This is a genomic window from Kitasatospora purpeofusca (assembly GCF_000718025.1).
Classification (GTDB): domain Bacteria; phylum Actinomycetota; class Actinomycetes; order Streptomycetales; family Streptomycetaceae; genus Kitasatospora; species Kitasatospora purpeofusca.
Genome location: NZ_JODS01000014.1, coordinates 1 through 18096 on the forward strand (window position 1 = coordinate 1; position 18096 = coordinate 18096).

25 protein-coding genes are annotated in these 18096 nt (G+C 72.2%); 12 read left to right on the forward strand and 13 right to left on the reverse strand.

The genetic code is table 11. The features are described 5' to 3' along the window. Positions 1-133: 133 nt before the first annotated feature. Both IF01_RS0120250 and IF01_RS0120255 read right to left on the reverse strand, forming a co-directional pair. Positions 134-337 carry a hypothetical protein gene (locus tag IF01_RS0120250; RefSeq protein ID WP_030394869.1) on the reverse strand — a complete coding sequence of 68 codons (204 nt, stop codon included), beginning with the start codon at positions 335-337 and terminating at the stop codon, positions 134-136. Further along, positions 334-570 (reverse strand): hypothetical protein, encoded by a 237-nt coding sequence (locus tag IF01_RS0120255; RefSeq protein ID WP_030394870.1) that lies wholly within the window; start codon positions 568-570, stop codon positions 334-336. Before IF01_RS0120255 ends, IF01_RS0120250 begins: the two co-directional genes overlap by 4 nt. 122 nt (positions 571-692) lie before the next feature. Between IF01_RS0120255 and IF01_RS0120260 the strand changes: the two genes are divergently transcribed. Together IF01_RS0120260 and IF01_RS0120265 are read left to right on the forward strand one after the other, a co-directional pair. Then, positions 693-1532 carry a helix-turn-helix domain-containing protein gene (locus tag IF01_RS0120260; protein ID WP_030394871.1) on the forward strand — a complete coding sequence of 280 codons (840 nt, stop codon included), beginning with the start codon at positions 693-695 and terminating at the stop codon, positions 1530-1532. Beyond that, positions 1522-1728, forward strand: a complete 207-nt coding sequence (locus tag IF01_RS0120265; RefSeq protein ID WP_030394872.1) for a DUF397 domain-containing protein — start codon at positions 1522-1524, stop codon at positions 1726-1728. The genes IF01_RS0120260 and IF01_RS0120265 overlap by 11 nt, the downstream gene beginning before the upstream one ends. Positions 1729-1776: 48 nt before the next feature. Here the strand turns inward: IF01_RS0120265 and IF01_RS51070 are convergent, their stop codons facing one another. Next, positions 1777-2436, reverse strand: coding sequence for a hypothetical protein (locus IF01_RS51070; protein ID WP_051755757.1), 660 nt, complete (start codon positions 2434-2436; stop codon positions 1777-1779). Between the two features lie 93 nt (positions 2437-2529). Here IF01_RS51070 and IF01_RS0120275 point away from each other — a divergent pair, with 93 nt between their 5' ends. From IF01_RS0120275 to IF01_RS0120285, 3 genes are all read left to right on the forward strand, one after another. After that, positions 2530-2715, forward strand: coding sequence for a DUF397 domain-containing protein (locus tag IF01_RS0120275; protein WP_030394874.1), 186 nt, complete (start codon positions 2530-2532; stop codon positions 2713-2715). A 104-nt stretch (positions 2716-2819) separates the two neighbouring features. After that, positions 2820-3104, forward strand: a complete 285-nt coding sequence (locus IF01_RS0120280) for a hypothetical protein (protein ID WP_030394875.1) — start codon at positions 2820-2822, stop codon at positions 3102-3104. 147 nt (positions 3105-3251) lie between these two features. After that, on the forward strand, positions 3252-4007 hold the full coding sequence (locus tag IF01_RS0120285) for an NUDIX hydrolase (protein WP_051755758.1): 756 nt from the start codon (positions 3252-3254) through the stop codon (positions 4005-4007). A gap of 101 nt (positions 4008-4108) precedes the next feature. Here the strand turns inward: IF01_RS0120285 and IF01_RS0120290 are convergent, their stop codons facing one another. The 3 genes from IF01_RS0120290 to IF01_RS0120300 form a co-directional block, all read right to left on the reverse strand. Next, positions 4109-4699, reverse strand: a complete 591-nt coding sequence (locus IF01_RS0120290) for an RICIN domain-containing protein (protein WP_030394877.1) — start codon at positions 4697-4699, stop codon at positions 4109-4111. A 92-nt stretch (positions 4700-4791) separates the two neighbouring features. Further along, on the reverse strand, positions 4792-5451 hold the full coding sequence (locus IF01_RS0120295) for a hypothetical protein (RefSeq protein ID WP_030394878.1): 660 nt from the start codon (positions 5449-5451) through the stop codon (positions 4792-4794). A gap of 148 nt (positions 5452-5599) precedes the next feature. Further along, positions 5600-8446 (reverse strand): AfsR/SARP family transcriptional regulator, encoded by a 2847-nt coding sequence (locus IF01_RS0120300; RefSeq protein ID WP_051755760.1) that lies wholly within the window; start codon positions 8444-8446, stop codon positions 5600-5602. A gap of 328 nt (positions 8447-8774) precedes the next feature. Here IF01_RS0120300 and IF01_RS0120310 point away from each other — a divergent pair, with 328 nt between their 5' ends. Beyond that, a complete protein-coding gene (locus IF01_RS0120310; protein WP_030394880.1) occupies positions 8775-9626 on the forward strand; it encodes an SDR family oxidoreductase in 852 nt (283 codons plus the stop codon). A 48-nt stretch (positions 9627-9674) separates the two neighbouring features. Here the strand turns inward: IF01_RS0120310 and IF01_RS0120315 are convergent, their stop codons facing one another. After that, entirely contained in the window at positions 9675-10013 is a 339-nt protein-coding gene (locus IF01_RS0120315) for a winged helix-turn-helix transcriptional regulator (protein ID WP_051755809.1), read from the reverse strand. 149 nt (positions 10014-10162) lie between these two features. Here IF01_RS0120315 and IF01_RS0120320 point away from each other — a divergent pair, with 149 nt between their 5' ends. The 4 genes from IF01_RS0120320 to IF01_RS0120335 all read left to right on the forward strand — a co-directional run bounded on the left by IF01_RS0120320 (position 10163) and on the right by IF01_RS0120335 (position 12848). Further along, positions 10163-10570 (forward strand): RidA family protein, encoded by a 408-nt coding sequence (locus tag IF01_RS0120320; protein ID WP_030394882.1) that lies wholly within the window; start codon positions 10163-10165, stop codon positions 10568-10570. Between the two features lie 125 nt (positions 10571-10695). Next, positions 10696-11238 (forward strand): hypothetical protein, encoded by a 543-nt coding sequence (locus IF01_RS0120325; protein ID WP_030394883.1) that lies wholly within the window; start codon positions 10696-10698, stop codon positions 11236-11238. 65 nt (positions 11239-11303) lie between these two features. Continuing rightward, positions 11304-12338, forward strand: coding sequence for a hypothetical protein (locus IF01_RS42060; protein WP_157855298.1), 1035 nt, complete (start codon positions 11304-11306; stop codon positions 12336-12338). 207 nt (positions 12339-12545) lie between these two features. Beyond that, the gene (locus IF01_RS0120335; protein WP_157855299.1) at positions 12546-12848 is read left to right on the forward strand and encodes a hypothetical protein; all 303 of its coding nucleotides are present in this window, start codon (positions 12546-12548) and stop codon (positions 12846-12848) included. Positions 12849-12874: 26 nt separating this feature from the next. Here IF01_RS0120335 and IF01_RS0120340 read toward each other — a convergent pair whose 3' ends face one another. Both IF01_RS0120340 and IF01_RS50115 read right to left on the reverse strand, forming a co-directional pair. Beyond that, a complete protein-coding gene (locus tag IF01_RS0120340; RefSeq protein ID WP_030394886.1) occupies positions 12875-13405 on the reverse strand; it encodes a hypothetical protein in 531 nt (176 codons plus the stop codon). Between the two features lie 128 nt (positions 13406-13533). After that, a complete protein-coding gene (locus tag IF01_RS50115) occupies positions 13534-13695 on the reverse strand; it encodes a hypothetical protein (RefSeq protein ID WP_244215570.1) in 162 nt (53 codons plus the stop codon). A 283-nt stretch (positions 13696-13978) separates the two neighbouring features. Here IF01_RS50115 and IF01_RS0120350 point away from each other — a divergent pair, with 283 nt between their 5' ends. After that, the gene (locus IF01_RS0120350) at positions 13979-14179 is read left to right on the forward strand and encodes a hypothetical protein (protein WP_030394887.1); all 201 of its coding nucleotides are present in this window, start codon (positions 13979-13981) and stop codon (positions 14177-14179) included. 70 nt (positions 14180-14249) lie between these two features. After that, positions 14250-14867, forward strand: coding sequence for a TOPRIM nucleotidyl transferase/hydrolase domain-containing protein (locus IF01_RS0120355; RefSeq protein ID WP_030394888.1), 618 nt, complete (start codon positions 14250-14252; stop codon positions 14865-14867). Between the two features lie 27 nt (positions 14868-14894). On the opposite strand, the gene IF01_RS0120360 is transcribed toward IF01_RS0120355, so the two are convergent. From IF01_RS0120360 to IF01_RS44100, 4 genes are all read right to left on the reverse strand, one after another. Next, positions 14895-15434 carry a hypothetical protein gene (locus IF01_RS0120360; protein ID WP_233290553.1) on the reverse strand — a complete coding sequence of 180 codons (540 nt, stop codon included), beginning with the start codon at positions 15432-15434 and terminating at the stop codon, positions 14895-14897. Positions 15435-15537: 103 nt separating this feature from the next. Beyond that, complete coding sequence (locus IF01_RS0120365; RefSeq protein ID WP_030394890.1) at positions 15538-16449, reverse strand: hypothetical protein; 912 nt, start codon at positions 16447-16449, stop codon at positions 15538-15540. 48 nt (positions 16450-16497) lie between these two features. Beyond that, entirely contained in the window at positions 16498-17046 is a 549-nt protein-coding gene (locus tag IF01_RS0120370; RefSeq protein WP_051755811.1) for a Uma2 family endonuclease, read from the reverse strand. A gap of 84 nt (positions 17047-17130) precedes the next feature. Next, positions 17131-17994: a hypothetical protein gene (locus IF01_RS44100; RefSeq protein WP_030394892.1), complete on the reverse strand. Its 864-nt coding sequence runs from the start codon at positions 17992-17994 to the stop codon at positions 17131-17133. Positions 17995-18096 lie beyond the last annotated feature (102 nt).

The following is an 18096-nucleotide window of genomic DNA, read 5'->3' on the forward strand; positions in this document are numbered from 1 at the left end:
CGGTGGTGTGGGTGGTGCCGATGACGAGGAGGGCGCCGTCGCGGTTGAGGATCAGGGCGTGGTGGTGGTGCCGTCGGCGGGGCGGCGTCGTGTGGAGGGTGGGGAGGTGGTGCAGCACGGTGACTCCTGGGGTTCAGTCGTCGGTGTTCTTGGGGGTGAGCCAGGTGAGACAGGCGGGGAGTCCGGCGCTGATGCCGGTGGCGAGGACGAGGCCGAAGATGAGGAGTTGGGGTCCGAGGGGTCCGTCGTGGATGGGCCGGCAGACGAGGGCGGCGGCGACGGCGCTGAGGGTGGGGACGACGAGGGCGGCGACGACGAGTCGCAGGGGGCGGTTCACGCCACGTCGGAGATGCGGGGCCGGCTGGGGTGCTGGACGCTGAGGAAGCGGGGGTCGGGAAGGGCCTGGATGCGGTTGGGCTTGGTGGTCCACTCGCAGCCGCCGGCCTCGTGGCGGAGGTAGACGAGCCCGGCGAGGGTGTCCATGTAGACCGCTTCGAGGGGCTTGCCGGAGGTGTCGAGGTGCGCGAGGTCACGGACGACCTCGCCGACGGCAGGGGTGTAGACGGACATGAGGGCTCCACTGGTTGCGCTGTGCATTGGGATCACTACGACCCGTATCCATACTGGGGGGTCGGGGCTACGATCGAAAGCCGCAGAACTGGCGAATTGATTTGCGTTCAATCGAGGCCACCATGAACCAGCGCGAACTTGACCCCTCGTCATCTCCAAGTGCGGCACTCGGCGTTCAACTTCGCAGGTCACGCAACGCGCGAGGGCTCACCCAGACCGAACTTGGTCGAATCATCAACTTCTCCGCGTCCTACATCTCGCGAATTGAACGGGGAGTGGAACCTCCAAGTCTCAGGCTCGCCCAGGAGGCCGATCGGGCACTCGACACCGGCGGAACGCTTGAGCTGATGCTTGATCAGCTCAAGCACAGCCTGCTCATCGAGGGTTTCCCGGAGTTCGCCGAACAGGAGGCCCGAGCTACCGCCATACGGCTGTTCGAGATCGCTGTCGTTCCTGGACTGCTCCAGGTTCAGTCCTATGCCACGGCCTACGAGATGGCCGCAGTGCGCCAAGGCGTCTCGACCACGGAACGGGCGGCCGAACGTCTGGCCTTCCTCCGAACCAGGCAGAGCAGACTGTCCGCAAGCCGTCCGCCGAGCCTTCAGGCCGTGCTCGATGCCACCTGCCTGCTCAGGCCGATCGGTGGCCCTGCTGTGATGATCGAGCAGCTCTCACATCTGGAGACGTTGGCCGAAAAACCCACGAACGTACTCCAGATCGCCCCGTTGGAACTCGGCGAGGACAGGCCGCTGAACTATCCGCTCGTTCTGCTCACACTTCCCGACCGTCGCATGATGGGCTACACCGAGACCCTTCAGCGTGGGTATCTTGAACGCGATGCCGAGACAGTGGCGGGATGGGTGAGCAACTACGATCGGCTGCAGGTCGAATCGCTCTCGCGAGGAGCGTCGCTGACCTACATCCGCAAAGTACGGAAGGACTTCGAGGATCATGTCCGTTGACCTCAGCGGTGCCCACTGGCGCAAGAGCACCTACAGCAACGGTCAGGGCGGGTGCGTCGAAGTCTCCGACGGCCACGCAGGCGTCATGCCGGTTCGAGACTCCAAGGACCCGCAAGGGCCCTCCCTGCTCTTTCCCGCCGACGCCTGGCGCGCCTTCGTCACCGCTGTCCAGGGCGGCGAGTTCGGCACCGTCTGAACCCCAGCACCACCTCTGAGCCCCGACCGCTGAACCACCGGTCGGGGCTCATCCCGCTCTCCACCCGTGCGCGTACTCGATGTTCAGCACCCCCGGCCCCTTGACCGGACCCTTCGCCGTCAGATCCCCCGCGTGGTGCAACATCACGCTGTCGTACGGCGACCACGGAGTCCCCGCCAGCGCACGAGCCGGACCCTCCCGCACCAGCGAATGCACTCGTGCCCCCGTCCACCGGAACGCCTCCGCGCTCCCGGTCAGGAACAACGTCTCGGCAGCGAACCCGAACCTCAACTCGTCCCGCCGCCACTCCTCCGGCTCCTTCTCCCCCGAGAAGTCCGTCTCCGGAACCTCCATCACCTGCGGCTGCCCCACCCCCAGCCTCCCCCGCACCGCCTTCCACCGCGATACCGGAAACCCCAATCCGCCCTGCACCAGCACGAGATCAACCACCGGCGAATGGAACCACCCCGGCAGCCGACCCGGTCCCTCCCGCTCGGCCCGCAACGGCAGATACACCAGCGACTGCCGCGACCGCGCCGCCAACCCCCACGCCGCCGCCACGTTCCTGGCCCCCTCCAGGTCCACGAACATGTCCAGCGACCATTCCTTCCGGAACAGCACCGCCCGTCCCGACCTCGGGACGGCCTTCACCACCCGGTACTCCTCGCCACCGTGCCGCACCCGGTGGACCGTCGTCCTCAACTCCACCAGGCAGTCCTACCCCGCCGGTACGCCCTCTGTCCCCCGGGTTTTCGTTCCCCTACCGTGGATCTCAGGCCTACAGAAGGGAACTCCTGGACCATGTCGTGGCGGAAGAGCACCTACAGCAACGGTGGCGGCGGCTGCATCGAGATCGCCGACGACTCCCCCGGTCTCGTCCCCGTCCGTGACTCCAAGAACCCCGCCGGCCCCGCGCTCCTCTTCCCCGCCGACGCCTGGCGCGCCTTCGTCACCGCCGTCAAGCACGACGAGTTCGACATCCTCTGACACCCCGTGCGCCGCGCGGTCGGCTCCCTGTGCTCTACATACGGCGTCCAAACGTTCGCACACCCCGCGCACACAGTCGCCACGCACCCGGAGCCGACCGCTCGATGAGCACCACCCTTCCCCGGTCCTCCTCCCCCGACCGCTCCGTTGCCGCCCCGCACGCCGCCATGCCGGCGACCACCCGGTCCCCCCTCGACGAGCCGACCCGTCCCGGGCTCAACGGCGGCACGATCACGCTCTACGCCCTCGCCGCCTTCTTCGCCCTGTTCGGCCTGGTCTCCCTCGTCAAGAACACCGAAGCCGACCTCGGCGGTTACGACGCCGCCTACCGCGCGGCCACCACTACGGCGTCTTCGTCCTCTCCCTCCCCTTCCTGGTCGTCGCGCTGATCCTGCACGCCGCCTCGCGGGCCGGGCTCCGATCCTCCCTGAACGCGGGCCGCTCCGGCCGGTGAACACCGCCGAGCGCGCCCACGGATCCCCCTCCCTCGCCGCGTCGGGCTGACCCGCACCCCCTCCGACTGCTTCGATGGGCGGATGCGCGAAGCAGCCGCCCCAACTCCCCCACCACCGCCGCTCGCCGAGGTCCTCGGCGTGCGCCGGATCCGGCTCGCCGAGGTCGCCGCTCCTCGCCTCACCGCCGAGGAGCGGCACGCCCGGGACCAGATCTGGGCGACCATGGTCCTGGCCAATCCCACCCTCTTCGACGGGCCCGCGGTGGCCTGCGCCGACACCTCGTGGCCAAGACCCGGCGAGCTCCATGTCTCCTGGTCCCGGGTGACCTACCGCCACTACGCCCTGCGCCGCGTCCCCTCCGCCACCGCCCCCACCGCCTCCCTCTCCGTCAGCGTCCTCCAGACCACCGACGACGGGCGTCTGCTCGTCGGCCGGATGTCCCCCACCACGGCCGCGCCCGGACGCTGGCAGTTCCCCGGCGGCTCCGTCGAACCCCCGCCCGACGGCGAGCGCCTCGACCTCGCCGCGCTGCGCCGCAACGCCGTGCGCGAGCTGGCCGAGGAGACCGGAGTCACCGCCGCCCCCGCCGAGTTGGAACTCCGGGTCGTCACCCGGGGCCAGTACGGCAGCGTCGGCGTGCTGTTCCTCGCGCCGCCCCTCCCCGAAGCAGCCCTGCGCGAGCGCTTCACCGCCCTCGCGCCGCCGGCACGGGAACTGGTCGAGCTGGCCTTCGTCCGCTCCCCCGCCGACCTCCCGGGCCTCCCCGGCCCGCACGCCGACTACCTCACCCCGGTCCTCCGCCACCTCGCCCGCCGGCGGGTGGGACGACGGCAGTAGGAGGCGTGGCGCCCGAGCGGCCCGGCGGCCGCCGACGCGGAACGCCCGGCCGGGGGGAACCCGGCCGGGCGTCCGTACGGGCGTGACCCGTGGTGCGAGGCTCAGGGGATCGGGTTCAGGCGGAAGAGCTCGGGCTCCCTGTGCTGGATGATCTGGGCCGTCGCCGCGGTGGAGTGGTCCTGGGCGGAGAGCCACATGCGGGTGCCGTTCTGGGTGTGCTGCGGAGAGAGGGCGAATGCCCGGGTGCCGTCGACCTGCAACATCCAGAATTCCTGGGCGTTGTTGCCGGTATTGAGGGTCGCGTCGCAGCGTTCGGTGATCACCCAGGTGCCGGCCTCGAGGCCCCGACGGTCGACGGACATGCACAGGCCGCTGCCGTGGTTAATGAACCTGTAGACCTCCAGGCCACCGGGGACGGACATGTGGCAGGACCGCCACACCTGGTTGCCGCCCCCGTTCCACCCGAACTGGGCGACCGACCCGTGGTTGCCGGAGGCAAGGGAGACCTCCACGGTCAGGCCGCTGTTGAGGGCCTCGATCTGGTAAGCACCCGGGTCGCAGGTGAAGCCGACCGGGTCGGCGGCCTGGGCGGCCGGGGCCGCGACGATCACTGACATGACCAGGGCGGCCGCGGTGCCGAGGACGGCGGCGAGGCGGCGTGCTCCGGAACCGGGGCGGTGCTGAGTACCCATGACAGGCTCGCTTTCGCGGAGAAGTGGAGAGGTGAAGGAGCGGAGGATTTCGGACCGGACGGACGGGCCGACGGTGAACGGGCCGCAAGCGGTCAGCAGTTGCCGATCCGCTGCCGGGCGAGGGCGCTCAGCGATCCGGCCGGCTCGGGGTGGGTGCAGACGACCGTGCCGATCTCGATGTCCGCGAAGGTCGTGTAGGTGCCCGTGCCATTGGGATTGGTGTTGATCCAGAGGCCCGTGGTCGGGCCGCTGCGTGCGCAGGTGTAGCGGACGAACTGGCCCGCCACCTTCCGGGTGCCCCTGTAGAGCCCGTAGCGCCCGGACTGGTTGAAGTTCTGGGTGACTTTGACCTCTTCGGTCTCGGTGGTCGCCTTGGTGGTGAGCACCGAGAGGCTGGTCTTGAAGCCGACCTTGACGAAAAGTCCGCTGAGATCGGCGGTGAACTCGCGGCTGGAGTTGATCGTGGTGCTGACCGAATCGACCCGCGCGAGGGTCTTCTCGTAGGTACCGGTGGTGCCGGGCGCGACGGTGAAGCCGATGAACTCCGTGACGACCGGGTCAACCTGGGCGGAGACGACGTCGTCCCAGAACTTCTCGACGTTGGGGTTGCAGGTCGGACTCGGAGGCGTGGGCAGGGTCGTGGCACTCGCCGGGGTCGCGGTCAGTGGAACCAGGGCGGCCACGGTAACGGCCGCCGCGGTGGCGGCGAGGCGCTTGGCGAGGTGCTTGGCGAGGTGCTTGCTGAGGCTCATGGGCGTTCCTCCAGGGGCTGCGGGCACGTGCTGCGAGGCGCGATGCGAAGGCGACCGGTCCCTCGTGGGGCCGGTGCGGATCGACCTTCCCAATCGGCTGCTCCGGTTCGGCACGGCCCGGCCATCGGATCACCATCGGAGGTGATGGTCAGGCTCCTGGGAGAACTTCCGCCGTGCGTTCGTCGGGATCCGTCAGGGCCTCCAGGGCCGCCGACACGTCGGCACGCAGCAGCGGGTTCTCGGTGGTGCTGTCGATCACTGCCAGCGCCCGGCGGAGGCAGGCGGCGGCCCGTTCCGGTTGGCCCAGCCGGCGGTGGTGGTCACCCAGGTAGAAGAGGGTGAAGCTCTCCAGGACCGGGTCCCCCGCGAAACGGTGGCGGTCGAGCGCCCGGTACAGGAACTCGTCGGCCTCCCCGGTGTCACCGGCGAGAGCAGCGGCCACGCCGAGGTTGGTCTCGCAGACGCCGATCACCCAGTGGTCCCAACCGTCCTCGGGCTGCGCCAGCAGCAGCGCGAGGGACTGCCGGAAGTACTCCCGGGCCCGCCCGGGCTCGTCGGTGTTGAGGCTGTGCTCGCCCAGGTTGCCGATCACCACGGCCTCCCCGACCGGGTCGCCGGCCGAGGCCAGCAGAGCCCGGGCCCGGAGGAGTTCGGCCAGGCCGTCGTCGTGCCGGCCGACCGCACCGAGCACCGTGGCCAGGTCGTTGCGCGCGTGGCCCTCGCCGTAGCGGTCGCCGGACCGCCGGGCGGCGGCCACCGCCAGCCGGGCCGCCTCCTCCCGGTCGTCCAGGTGCGGGCTCACGAAGAAGTAGCCCCACAGCGCCAGGGGCAGCCGCCAGGCGAAGTCGTCGAGGCCGTGCTCGGCGGCCTCCCGCACGAGGCCCATCAGGTGCGTGTGCTCGCTCTCGCACCAGCTGCGGGCCTCAGCCGACGTGGCGAACCCCGGCGGCTCGTACCAGGGGCCGGGACGGGGGAATCCCGTCCGCTGCCGGTGCGGGGTCAGCAGGCGGACAGCCGCGTCGGCGTGGTTCAGGTACCAGCTGCAGAGGCGTTCGCGGGCGGCGATGCGTTCGGCCGTCCCGGTCTCGGAGGCGGCGCGTTCGGCGGCGTACAGGCGCAGCAGGTCGTGCATGCGGTACCGGTCGCGGCCCTCGTAGGTGAGCAGGTGGGCGGTGGCCAGCTTCCCCAGGACCGGGCGGACAGCCGCGGTGCGTTCGCCGCAGAGCGCGGCGGCGGCGGCCGTGCAGAGGTCGGGGGCGGGGCCGAGGGCGAACAGCCGGAAGAGGTCCTGGGCGCGGGCGGGCAGGGCGCGGTAGGAGAGATCGAACGCGGCGCGGACGGTCGAGGCGGCGTCCCCCTCGATCTCCAGCGCGCCGAGCCGGTCCTCGGCGTCGCGCAGTTCGGCGACCTGGTCGGCGACCGTGAGTCCGGGGCGTACGGCGAGGCGACTGGCGGCGATGGCGAGAGCGAGGGGCAACCGCCCGCAAACGGTGGCGAGTTCGGTGGCGGCGGCGGGTTCGGTGCGCGCCCGGTCGTCGCCGATGACGCGGTCCAGCAGGGCGACGGCGTCGGCGGCCGGCATGAGGTCGAGGGCCAGTGAGCGGGCGCCGTCGCGGGCGGCGAGCCCGGCGAGGCTGGTCCGGCTGGTGACCGCGGTCAGGCACCGCGGCCCGCCCGGGAGCAGCGGGCGGACCTGTTCGGCGCTGTGCGCGTTGTCGAGGACGACCAGGACGCGCCGGTCGGCCAGCATGGACCGGTACAGCGCGGCGGCCTCGTCGGGCGCGCTGGGTACCTGCGGACCGGGCACACCGAGGGCGCGCAGGAACCGGGCCAGCACCGCGTGCGCGGACAGCGGCGGACCGGCCGAGAAGCCGTGCAGGTCCGCGTAGAGCTGGCCGTCCGGGAAGCGGCCGCGCACCCGGTGCGCCCACTGAACGATCAGGGTGCTCTTGCCGACCCCGGCGGTGCCGGAGACGGTGAAGACCGTCGCCGCCGCTGGGGCGGCCGGTCCGGGACCGGCAGCCTCGGCGGCGAACCCGTCGAGTGCCGCGAGTTCCGCACTGCGCCCGGCGAACGAGGCGGACGGGGAGGGCAGTTGGGCGGGCCGCGGCACCACCGCGCCGGGGGCAGGGGCACGGTCGGGGGCGACGTCGGTCGCGGGGTTCCCGGCCGACGCGCTGTCGCCCGGTGCCGCACTCCCCGCCGGCCCGCCCGGCCCTCGATCGACCACCTCGCGCCCGTTCCGTTCTGGCTCGGACTTGAGCAACTCCAGGTGCAGATTCCGCAGTTCGGGACTGGGGTCGAGCCCCAGCTCCTCCGCGAGGCGACCGACGAACAGCCGGTGGACCGCCAGCGCGTCGGCCGTCCGGCCCGAGCGGTGCAGCGCACGCATCAACTGCCCGGCGAACCGCTCCCGGAGCGGATGCTCGGCGACCAGGGCGGTCAGTTCCGGCACCGTCTCGCGGTACCGGCCCAGGGTCGCCTCCAGGTCGAGGCAGTCCTCCCAGGCGGTCAGCCGCAACTCCTCCAGCGCGACGCAGGCCGCCGCCGGAAGCTGCCCGGGGAGCCCGTCCAGGACCGGGCCGCGCCACAGTGCCAGCGCCTCGCGCAGGTCCGCCAACGCGGCGACGGCTTCGCCTGCGGCCGCCGCGGCGCGGGACCGCGCCACCCGGTCGGCGAAGGTCCGGGCGTCCAGCCGGTGGCCGTCGAGCACGAGCCGGTACCCGTGGTCGCCGGTCAGCAGCACGGGTGGGCCGGCGGGTTCGGCCTCGGCGAACCGTCGGCGCAGCATCCCGGCCAGATTGCCGACCTGGCGCCCGGCGGTCGCCGGCGGGTGGTCGTCCCAGACCGCGTCGACCAACCGGCTGACCGGGACACTGCTGTCCGCGTTCAGCAACAGCGCCGCGAGCAGACGCTCCTGACGATCGCCCCCCAACCGGACCCGGACACCGGCGCCGGTCCGCACCTCCAACGGCCCCAGAACCCCGAACTCCACGCGATCCCCTCCCCAGGGCCCCGCACGCCACCGTCGGGCGCCATTGCATTCGATGACGACCCGATTACCTGATCATGCCAGACGGGAGCCACCGCTGGAGAGAGCCGAACGCGGCCCGGACCCCGGTGCACGGGGTGCCCGGGCGGGGGAGATCATGATCGCCGCCGATGCCGACAGAAAGGGCGGCCATGCGATTCCCCTGTCCTGTCCTGTCCTGTCCGGTGACGCGGTTCGCGACCTCCGGTGGCCGACCCAACCGGCGCTTGACCTGAACCTCGGTTGATGTACGAGGGTCGTGGCCATCGAACGGCGAGACGAGGAGATTCCGATGACACAGCCCACGATCCTGGTGACCGGCGCGACCGGACGGGTCGGCGGTTCGGTGGTGGCCCAACTGCACGCGGCGGGCGTACCCGTGCGGGCCTTGGTGCGAGGGGAGGCGGAGTTCCCGGAGGGCGTGCGGGCGGTGCGGGGCGACCTCGGCGACCCCGCGTCACTGGGCGCGGCCCTGGAGGGCGTCGACGCGGTGTTCCTGGTGTGGCCCTTCCTGGGCGCCGAGGGCGCGGCGGAGGTGATCGACGTGATCGGGAAGCACGCCCGACGGGTGGTCTACCTGTCGTCCGCCGGGGTCGGGGACGGAAAGGACGCACCGGGCGACCCGATCACCGCGTTCCACACCGAACTGGAGCGGCTGATCGAGGCGTCGGGCCTCGAACGGACGGCGCTGCGGCCCACCGGCTTCGCGAGCAACACGCTGGGCTGGGCGGAGGAACTCCGCGCGAGCGGCGCGGTCCGGGCGCCGCTGCCGCAGTTGGCCCGCCCGTTGATCCACGAGGCCGACATCGCCGCCGTCGCCGTGCGGGCACTGACCACGGACGCCCTGCTCGGCGCCCGCCCCCTGCTCACCGGCCCCGGACCGGTCACCCAGGAACAGCAGGTGGCGCTGATCGGCGAGGCGGTCGGACGGCCGCTGCGGTTCGAGGAGATCGCACCGGCCGAGGCCGCCGAGCGGATGAGGGCCGCGGGCTGGCCGGCGGAGCTGGTGGCGGCCGTGCTCCCGGCCCAGGCTGCCATGCTCGACCGTCCGGAGCCCGTCAACGACGCGGTGGAGCGGATCACGGGAACCCCGGCCCGGTCGTTCCGGGAGTGGGCGGTGGACCACGCGGCGGACTTCCGCTGAGCGGGACGCCGGTCAGGACACCGTTGAGGAGACCGTTCAGGACGCCGTTCAGACGGCACCGAAGCGCCGGCGGGCCTCCTCGATGGCGTCCAGGTGGCGGTGGGTCCAGTCGCACATGGCGTCCACCGTGGCCCGCAGGGCCTGGCCCGGCCCGGTCAGGGTGTACTCGACGCGCGGCGGCACCGTCGGGTACACCGTGCGCTCCACCAGGCCGTTGCGCTCCAGCAGGCGCAGGTTCTGGGTCAGCATCTTGTGGCTGATGCCGTCGACCTCCTTGCGCAGCTCGGTGAAGCGCAGGGTACCGTCGCCGATCGCCTCGACGATCAGCAGCGCCCACTTGTTGGCGATGTCGGAGAAGATCTCCCGTGCCAGGGAGTCCGCGCGCATCGCGTCCGCCCGATCCGTCGCCGAGCCGTTGACCTGCTTGCTCACCTTGAGGTTCCCCAGTCACCGAGAAGTGCGTTCTTCCACGTCGGCGACCACTCTCCTACGGTGACCGAGTCACCACAAGAGAGCACGAGGAGACGGAAGCCGCCATGGCCATCACCCTGCTGAACCCCGACGGGCTGCCCGCCGTCGACGTCTACCACCAAGTGGCCGTCGCCTCCGGCTCGCGGACGGTCCACATCGCCGGACAGGTCGCCTGGGACGCCGACGGCGCCACCGTCGGCGCGGGCGACCTCGCGGCCCAGGTCGAGCAGTGCTACCTCAATGTCGCCACCGCCCTGACCGGGGCGGGCGCGACCTTCGACGACGTCGCGAAGCTGACCGTCCACGTCGCCAATTGGACGCCCGACCAGATGCCCGCGCTCCTGGAGGGCGTCCGGCGCGCCACCGCGAAGATCGGGACGACCGCCACCCCGCCGGCCACCCTGCTCGGCGTGGCGGCCCTGGACGTGCCCGAGCACCTGGTGGAGGTCGAGGCCGTCGCCGTCCTCGACTGAGCCCGGGCCGACCCCCTGCGCAGGAAGTCGGACCCGCCGACTTCCTGCGCGGGCGGGTCCCGGTGCACGAGGTGCCCGGACACGGGAGATCATGATCGCCACCGATGCCCGTCGAAAGAACGACCATGCGATTCCCCTGGCGCCGCCGCCCCTCCGCTCCCCCGGCCGACACCGACGACGAGTTGCACCTCGCCCGTCAGGTCGCCTACCGGGCCGCCCGACGGGACCACCCCTCGACCGTGGAGATCCTGGCGCTGGGCGAGGAGGCGCTGGTGGACGAGCACGGGTACGCGCCAGCCGTCCGCGTCCTGGAGAACGTCCAGAACCTCACCTCCCACGGTCTCGACGAATTCCGCTCCCCCGAGGACATCCGCCCGCTGCTCGGCCCCCGGAGCGCGATCTGCTGGGACACCCTGAACGGCTTCTGGAACGACGTCGCCGAGTGGAGACTGCAGAACGGTGTGCCGATGGAGTCCTCCGCCCCGATCCTCGCCGTCGAGGACGAGGAACTGCGGCTGCTCCTGTGGACGTCGAACCGGACCCTCCCCACCGGCGAGAGGCTCGGGATCGCCGACGCCGTGCGCTACGAGAAGGTCGTCGGGGCGAGCCTGCCCGAGTACAGCGACCTCGCGGCGGCCCTCCGCGCCGCCGGATCGGGCAGCTCCTGACTCCCGTTCTCCCCTGGCACGGGAAGTCGGACCCGCCGACTTCCTGTGCGCACTACCCTGCGGGAATGGATCATCAGCAGGACCCGTGGGCGGCACTCCTCCACCCTCCCGTGCCGTCGGCGCAGCTCCGGCGGGAGTGGCTGGGCGGGATCGAGCTCAACCCGGCCGCGCCGGACGATGTGCTGATCGCCCTCCTGGACGTCGGCCGGGCCGACTTCCTGCTCCGCCGCCACGACCTGCCGCCCGCCGTCCTGGACGCCGCCATCGCCGGCCCGCACCGGCGGGTGTGGGGGCGGGCCGCCGACAGCGGGCGGCTCTCGGCCGCCCAGTGGGAGCGGCTGCTCGCCGCCCGGGCCGGGCAACCGGAGCACACCCTGCTGACGGAGCTGGCGGCGGACGCGGCCACCCGCCGCGCGTGGGCGCCCCGGCCACGAGGCATCGAACCCGCCCCTGGGGGCGACGCCCGGCCCCCAACGACCCCTGGGGAGATCGCCGAACTCGCCGACGCCGTCCCGGACATCGCCCCCCAGGAGCGGACGGTCGCCCTGTGGTGGATCGCCGCCCTGTTCGACGACCCGGCCGCCATGCGGCAGTTGGCTGGCTCCCCCAGGCTCCGGATCCGCCGCAGCATCGCCCGCGCGCCCCGACTGCCCGCCGATGTGGTCGAAGTCCTCGCCCGTGACGAGGACTTCGCCGTCCGGCTGTTCCTCACCGAGTCCTGCGACGACGCCCCGTCCTGGCTGCTGCTCGACCTGTGGACGGACGGCTGGAACGGCACCCTCTCCTTCCCCGGCCGCCCGCGCAACCATCCCAACTTCCCCCGCCACAACCTGCTGCGCTTCGCCGACGACCCCCACCCGCGCCTGCGGCTGCTCGCCCTCGACGACCCGGCGTGCACCGCCGCCCTCGCCGAACGCCTCGCCCACGACCCGGATCCGCAGGTCCGCACCCACGCCCATCGCCACCCGGCCCTGCCCCCGGCGCTGCTGGTCGCCCTGCTCCAGGACCCGACCACCGCCGGGAACGCCGCCACCAACCCGGCGGTACCGGCGGCCGTCATGCACGGCATGATCGCGGCGGCGGCGGCGCGGGCGGAGTAGGAAGTCGGCGAGGCCGACTTCCTACTCATCACGGGACTGCCGGAGCCAGAAACGAGCCAGGGAATGCATGCAGATCTTTCCGAGGAGTCCGTTCCCGACTTCCTCGAAAGATTCTTGGGATTCGAGGACGGTGTCGTCACCGGCATTTCCATCGTCCTTCCGCGAGGCGATCGCGCCCGCCGAACGATCGAGGTGGAAGTCCAGGCGATGGACCGAACCACCCCGGGCGGAAATTCGCCGAACAGCAGGCTGCACGGGTGGAAGCTGGTGCGGATCGCGATGCGGGGCATCGACGAGTACCGGCTCTCCGAGACCCGCCCGTACCCCTTGCAGGTCCTCACGGACGGGCTGAAGCTCGGCTTCGCGGAAGGGCTCTTCGTGCTGGACCTGGATCCGGGACCGGACGCGTGGTCGCCCCGGGCGGTCCACGACACTGCCAACAGCTGGTCCAAGCAGTACGTCGTATCGGAGCGCTGCTCGTTCGAGGTCCTGGACGGCCCCTTCATCTGACGCAGGAAGTCGGCCGGGCCGACTCCCTACTCCGGGGCGGGCAGGCGGTGCCGGACGTACTCCGGGGCGGCCGGGTCGAGTTCGACGGTGTTCTCGTCCAGGCCGTTGGCGATCCGCAGATGGCCGTCGTCGAACACGAACTCCACGGCCACCGTGCCCCTGGCCGTGTCGCGAACGTGCTCGGGCGGGGACCACTCCAGCAGGGCCACCTCCCGCAGCTCCCGGCCTACAAAGGGGGCCAAGCGCTCGTCCTGGTCGGACCACTCGGGTGTGAACTCGAACCACTCCCAGTTCGCGATCGGGACCCTTGTGTCGAGGTCGTTCCAGCCGATCCAGAAATGGTCCAGCTGGCGGTGGGCAACCTCCACCCGGACACCCTCGAAGTCCAGCACCACCGGACAGTCGGCGAACCAGCTCCCGTCCTCCACGAAGCGCACCACCGCAAAGCCGGTCAGCCGCCGGCCGACGAGTGCCGCCAGTCGCGCCCCGTACGCCTCCCGAACCGCCTCGATGCCGAACACGAACGACGGCTCGAAGCCGGTGATCCCCATCCTCATGGAAGGGGAGTCTGCCCGGCGCCCGCCCGAGCAGCCATGGGAATTCGGCGGACGATGACCGCTCCCTGGAGAGGGGGTGGGAGTGGGAAGTCGGACCGGCCGACTTCCCACTCAAGGGCACACCGGCGTCAGCGGCGCAGCGTTCGCCGGGCCAGGGCAAGGGTGACCTCGACCGTGTCGCTCCAGGAGCAGACCTCCAGCCAGGAGAGGTAGCCGGACTCGGCGAAGGCCAGGACTTCGCCGGGGCAGTCGCCGTCATCGGTCGGGATCTGGGCTTCGGCGGCCACCACCGTGCCCGGCCCCGAGGCGGCCGGCCGGACTGCGGAGCGGTCGAGGCCGAAGTAGGCCGTGCCGCAACCGCCCCGAGACGCTCAGGTGGGGCACCTGGGCGCGGAGCGCAGCATGAACCGGATCGTCGGTGTCGAGGAGGGCGTCGAGCACGTCGGCCACATCGGGGGGAAGGTCCTCGGTCATGGCCGCACCGTACGTGACCTGCGGCGTCACAGTCGGATGATTGATCCCGAGGCTTCCCGACCGGCCCCTCCGTGACCACCGAACGCCATACTGCCTGTCGTGGATCGCGAAGAGCTGCTTGTCGCCCTCGAACGACACGGGACCGAGGCGGCCGGCCGTGCCGCGCTGGCGCTGCGTGCCGGGGCTTCGTTCCAGGTATGGGCCGGATCGACGGCGCCGGCCAGCCGGCTCTTCGCCATCTGGGCACGGCGGGCCGAATGCTTGGCGGAGGACCTGAGTTCGTGCGTTGCCGTGCTGTAGCTCCGTCCGGAGGGGCCGACGCGGCGAAAATGGCGGGCTCAGGACCGCCCGGCGGAGCAGAATGCGCAGCATGGCGGACATGGCAGCGTTCCGGGACGCGATCACGGCTTGGGCGGCGGGTGGGCCCGGTGGGCCTGCGGGGGAACTGGCCGGGCGGGTGGGGGTGCGGACGGCAGTCCTGGTGGAGGGGCCGAGCGACCTCGCCGCCGTCGGGACGCTGGCCGCGCAGTACGGACGGGACCTGGCCGGGGACGGGGTGTGCGTGGTCTCCATGGGTGGTGCCATGAACATCGCCCGGTATGCCGAGTTGCTCGGGCCGCCCGGGCTGGGGCTGCGCCTCAGCGGGCTGTGCGACGCGAACGAGCAGGGCTTCTACGAGCGCGGGCTCGACCGGGCGGGAGCGCCGCGCGAGGGGTTCTTCGTGTGTGTGGCGGACCTGGAGGAGGAGTTGATCCGCGCGCTGGGCGTGGCCCGGGTGGTGGAGATCGTCCGGGACGAGGGCGACCTCCCGGCCTGGCAGACCTTCGTCCGCCAGCCCGCCCACCAGGGCCGCCCGGCCGAGGGGCAGTTGCGGCGCTTCCTCGGCACCAAGAAGGGGCGCAAGATCCGCTACGGGCATCTGCTGGTGCAGGCCCTGGCACCCGGGCAGGAGCCGGCCCCGCTGCGCGATCTGCTCGCCGCCGTCTGAGCCGACGGGACCGCCGGAACGCGACCGTCAGTACTCGACGGCGTCCAGGTGGTACGTGGTGTCGACCGAGAACTCGCCGGCCCGCGCCTTGATGGAGAGCACGTACTGACCGGGCGCCAGCGGGTCCAGGGCGCACCACTGGCCCCAGGCGACGCGCGGGATGCCCATCGCCAGGAAGCGCCTGGACGCGAACTCCTGCACCCGCAGCGGGACGCCGTTCAGCGTCGCCTCGGCCCTGGAGGTCTCGACCCGCCACGGCGCGGAGGACAGGCCGAGCGCGAGGCGCTGGGTGTTGAAGACCGGGAAGAAGACCGGCTGCCCGGCGCGGATCGGGCAGCGGCGCACCACGCGGCCGCCGTAGGTGCCGGCCAGGAACCAGACGTCCGAGGGCTGCCGCCAGTTGGCGAACTCGCCGGTGGTGTCACCGACGGGGCTGCGCTCGGCCGGGGCCGACAAGGCCCACTTCCACCAGCGCGCCGCGAGCTCCGCGCCCCGGCGGGGGTCCACGGTGTCGGCACCGGTCTCGGGGGAGACGGCCTCGCCCACGGTCTGCTCCTTCGGTTCCACGCGCGCACCGCAGATCGGTTCGCCCCGCGACTTTATCCCCTGGGTTTGTCCCCCGGGAGCCGGGCCCTCCGCGCGGGAGGGCCCGGGGCGGGCCTCAGGGCGGTCAGGCGATCACGCGGCGGACGGTGACCTCGTACTGGTCGACCGCGCCGTCCCAGCGGACGACGACGGTGCCGCCCTGCGACTCGTCGTAGTCGTCGTAGTCGTCATCGTGATCGAAGTCAGCATCGTCGAAGTCGTTGTCCCCGTCGCCGTCCCCCTCGTCGTCCTGGCCGTCCTCGTCGTCGGCCGGGGCGAACCGCACGAGGGCGAGGTCGTGGGACTCCTCGTCGCAGAAGGCCGCCAGGTAGTCCCGCAGGGCCGGGTCGGCCACGCCGGCCACCAGTTCGTGGGCCTCCTCCTCCACCTCGTCGGCGCTGTCGCCGAGACCGGCCGGGACCAGTTCGGGCGAGGTGGCGGCGGTCAGGCCGGTGGCGGCGCAGAGGGCGTCGAGCAGGGTGTCACCGGAGGCGATCCGGCCCTGCCAGAGCGTCCACAACTCCCGGGGCAGGTCGGCCGAGGCGAGGTCGACGCCGTGGTGGCCGGCTATCCGGCCCAGGTCGGCGCCCAGCAGGGCACCGCGCCACTGGCCGCTCTCGGACTCCGCGACGGCGGCGGCGAGATCGGCGCCGAACGCGGCCAGCGTGTCGGGCAGTTCGCGCGGGTCGACCCAGAACAGCGACCGGCTCGCGTCGAACACCAACTCGGTCTCGGCGGTGTCACCCGGCGGGGTGAGCAGCAGGTGGCCGGGCTCGACCGTCTCCTCCCCCGCGAGCGCGGCCCGGCCGACCCACACCGGGTCGTGGTCGAGCTCGGCCTCGTCGAGGAAGTTGCCGCCGTAGTAGGCCCCGTAGCGGGCGTCCGCATCCCCGTGCTCGGCCGGCGGCCGGCCGAGCACCTCCCCGAAGGCCTGGGCCAGAGCGGCCGCCCACTCCGCGGAACGGCCGGGCGGCGGTGTGCTGTTCTCAAGCGTCATGGCGGGAGTACAGCACGGCCAACCGACAACACCGGCAACAGGGTTGGGTCAGCGGCTGTAGTCCTTGAGCTCCTCGGTGTCCAGGACCATGTCGAGACCGGGGAGCTCGACCCGCTCGCCGTAGTCGTAGGTCCGGGTCCCGCGGTAGCTGCCCTTGACCGGCTCGCTGTGGACGGTGACGGTGTCGTTGTCCCGGTCGACCAGCAGATAGAGCGGGATGCCGCTCTCCGCGTACGCCCGGGGCTTCTTGACCCGGTCCCGCTCGTCGGCCCGACGGTCGAAGGAGGTGACCTCCGCGACCAGCAGGACACCCCGGGAGTCGGCCCACTCGCCTTGGCCGGCGAAGTACTTGGCGGGCGCCAGAGTGCCGTCCGGGCGCGCGTCGCCGTTCCCGTAGGACGGAATACGCAGACCCTGTTCAGCGAAGAGCCAGAGATCCGGACGATGCTGCATGCAGATCCGCTGCAGCCACGCGATGATCTGGCCGTGGTCGCCGTCGGGAGCGGGCTTGACTCCGATTTCACCATCGATGAATTCGAGCGCGATCTCCTGGAGCGCAGCGGTCTCGGCGATCAGCTCGAATGCTTCGAGGCTCATCTGTGGACGGTCGTGGGTGATCACGTCGGTCCCCCTCCCCGGACGCTCCTCGGGATGCAGCGGCAACGGTACCGCCCGGGCCGATCAGCCGGTGGCGCGGACATAGATGTCGGCGGCGCCGGGGAGGCCGGCGGGGTCGGGGGCGACGTAGATGCGGCGGGCCCGGTTGTGGATGGCGTCGGTGCCGAGGAGGGGGTCGTCGGTGTCCTCGGGAACCGGGGTGGAGGTGGGGGTGGGGCCGGTCTCGGCGGCGGGGTCGACGGCCGGGGCGATGTGCTCCGTGGGCTCCGGGTCGGCGGCCCCGGTGGCGGGCTCGGCGGTGTCCGCCGGGTCGCCCTCGGGGGCCGGACCGTCGGTGGGCGCCTCGTCGGCCGTCGCGGAGGGCGAGGCGGCGGGCGAGGCGGAGAGCGAGCCGACGGGCAGGGCGGTGGGCAGCGCGGAAGGCGAGGCGGACGGCGAGGCCGAAGCCGGCAGCGGCGCCCCCAGCTCCGGGGCGGAGGCCGGCTCGTCGCCGCCCAGCGCCTCGGTCAGGTCGGCGGGCAGCGGCGCGGCGGCGCCGGGGGCGGGCAGGTCGTAGGTGCGCAGGAAGTCGCCGATGCCGACCTCTCGCCCGCCCGCCAGCCGGTAGTGCAGATAGGCGACGGGCAGGCCGTCCGCCCCGCGCGTGTAGACGGCGCCGACCGGGACGTAGTAGCGGCCCGCGCCGGGGTGCTGGGAGGGGTGGAGCCCGGCCAGCAGTTCGGCGCGGTCGCGGTCGGTCTCGATGGCCCCCCGGCCGACGGTGAGCGCGTTGACGCCCCGGACGGCGAGGGCCGCCAGCACCGACACCGAGACCACCAGGCCGATCGCGACGGTGCGGCGCAGCACCGGCCGGCCGTGCAGCGCCGGCCAGGAGTCGCTGGTCGCACGCTCGGGCGGCGATCCGCCGTCGGGCCCTCGTTGCCTCACTGTTCCCGTTCCCCCGGTCGTCGTCGTGGTCGCCCGGTAGGGGGCGCGGCCGTTCGTGGTGCTCGTCCTGGACCCTACGCTCCGAGTTCCGAATGGGACCAA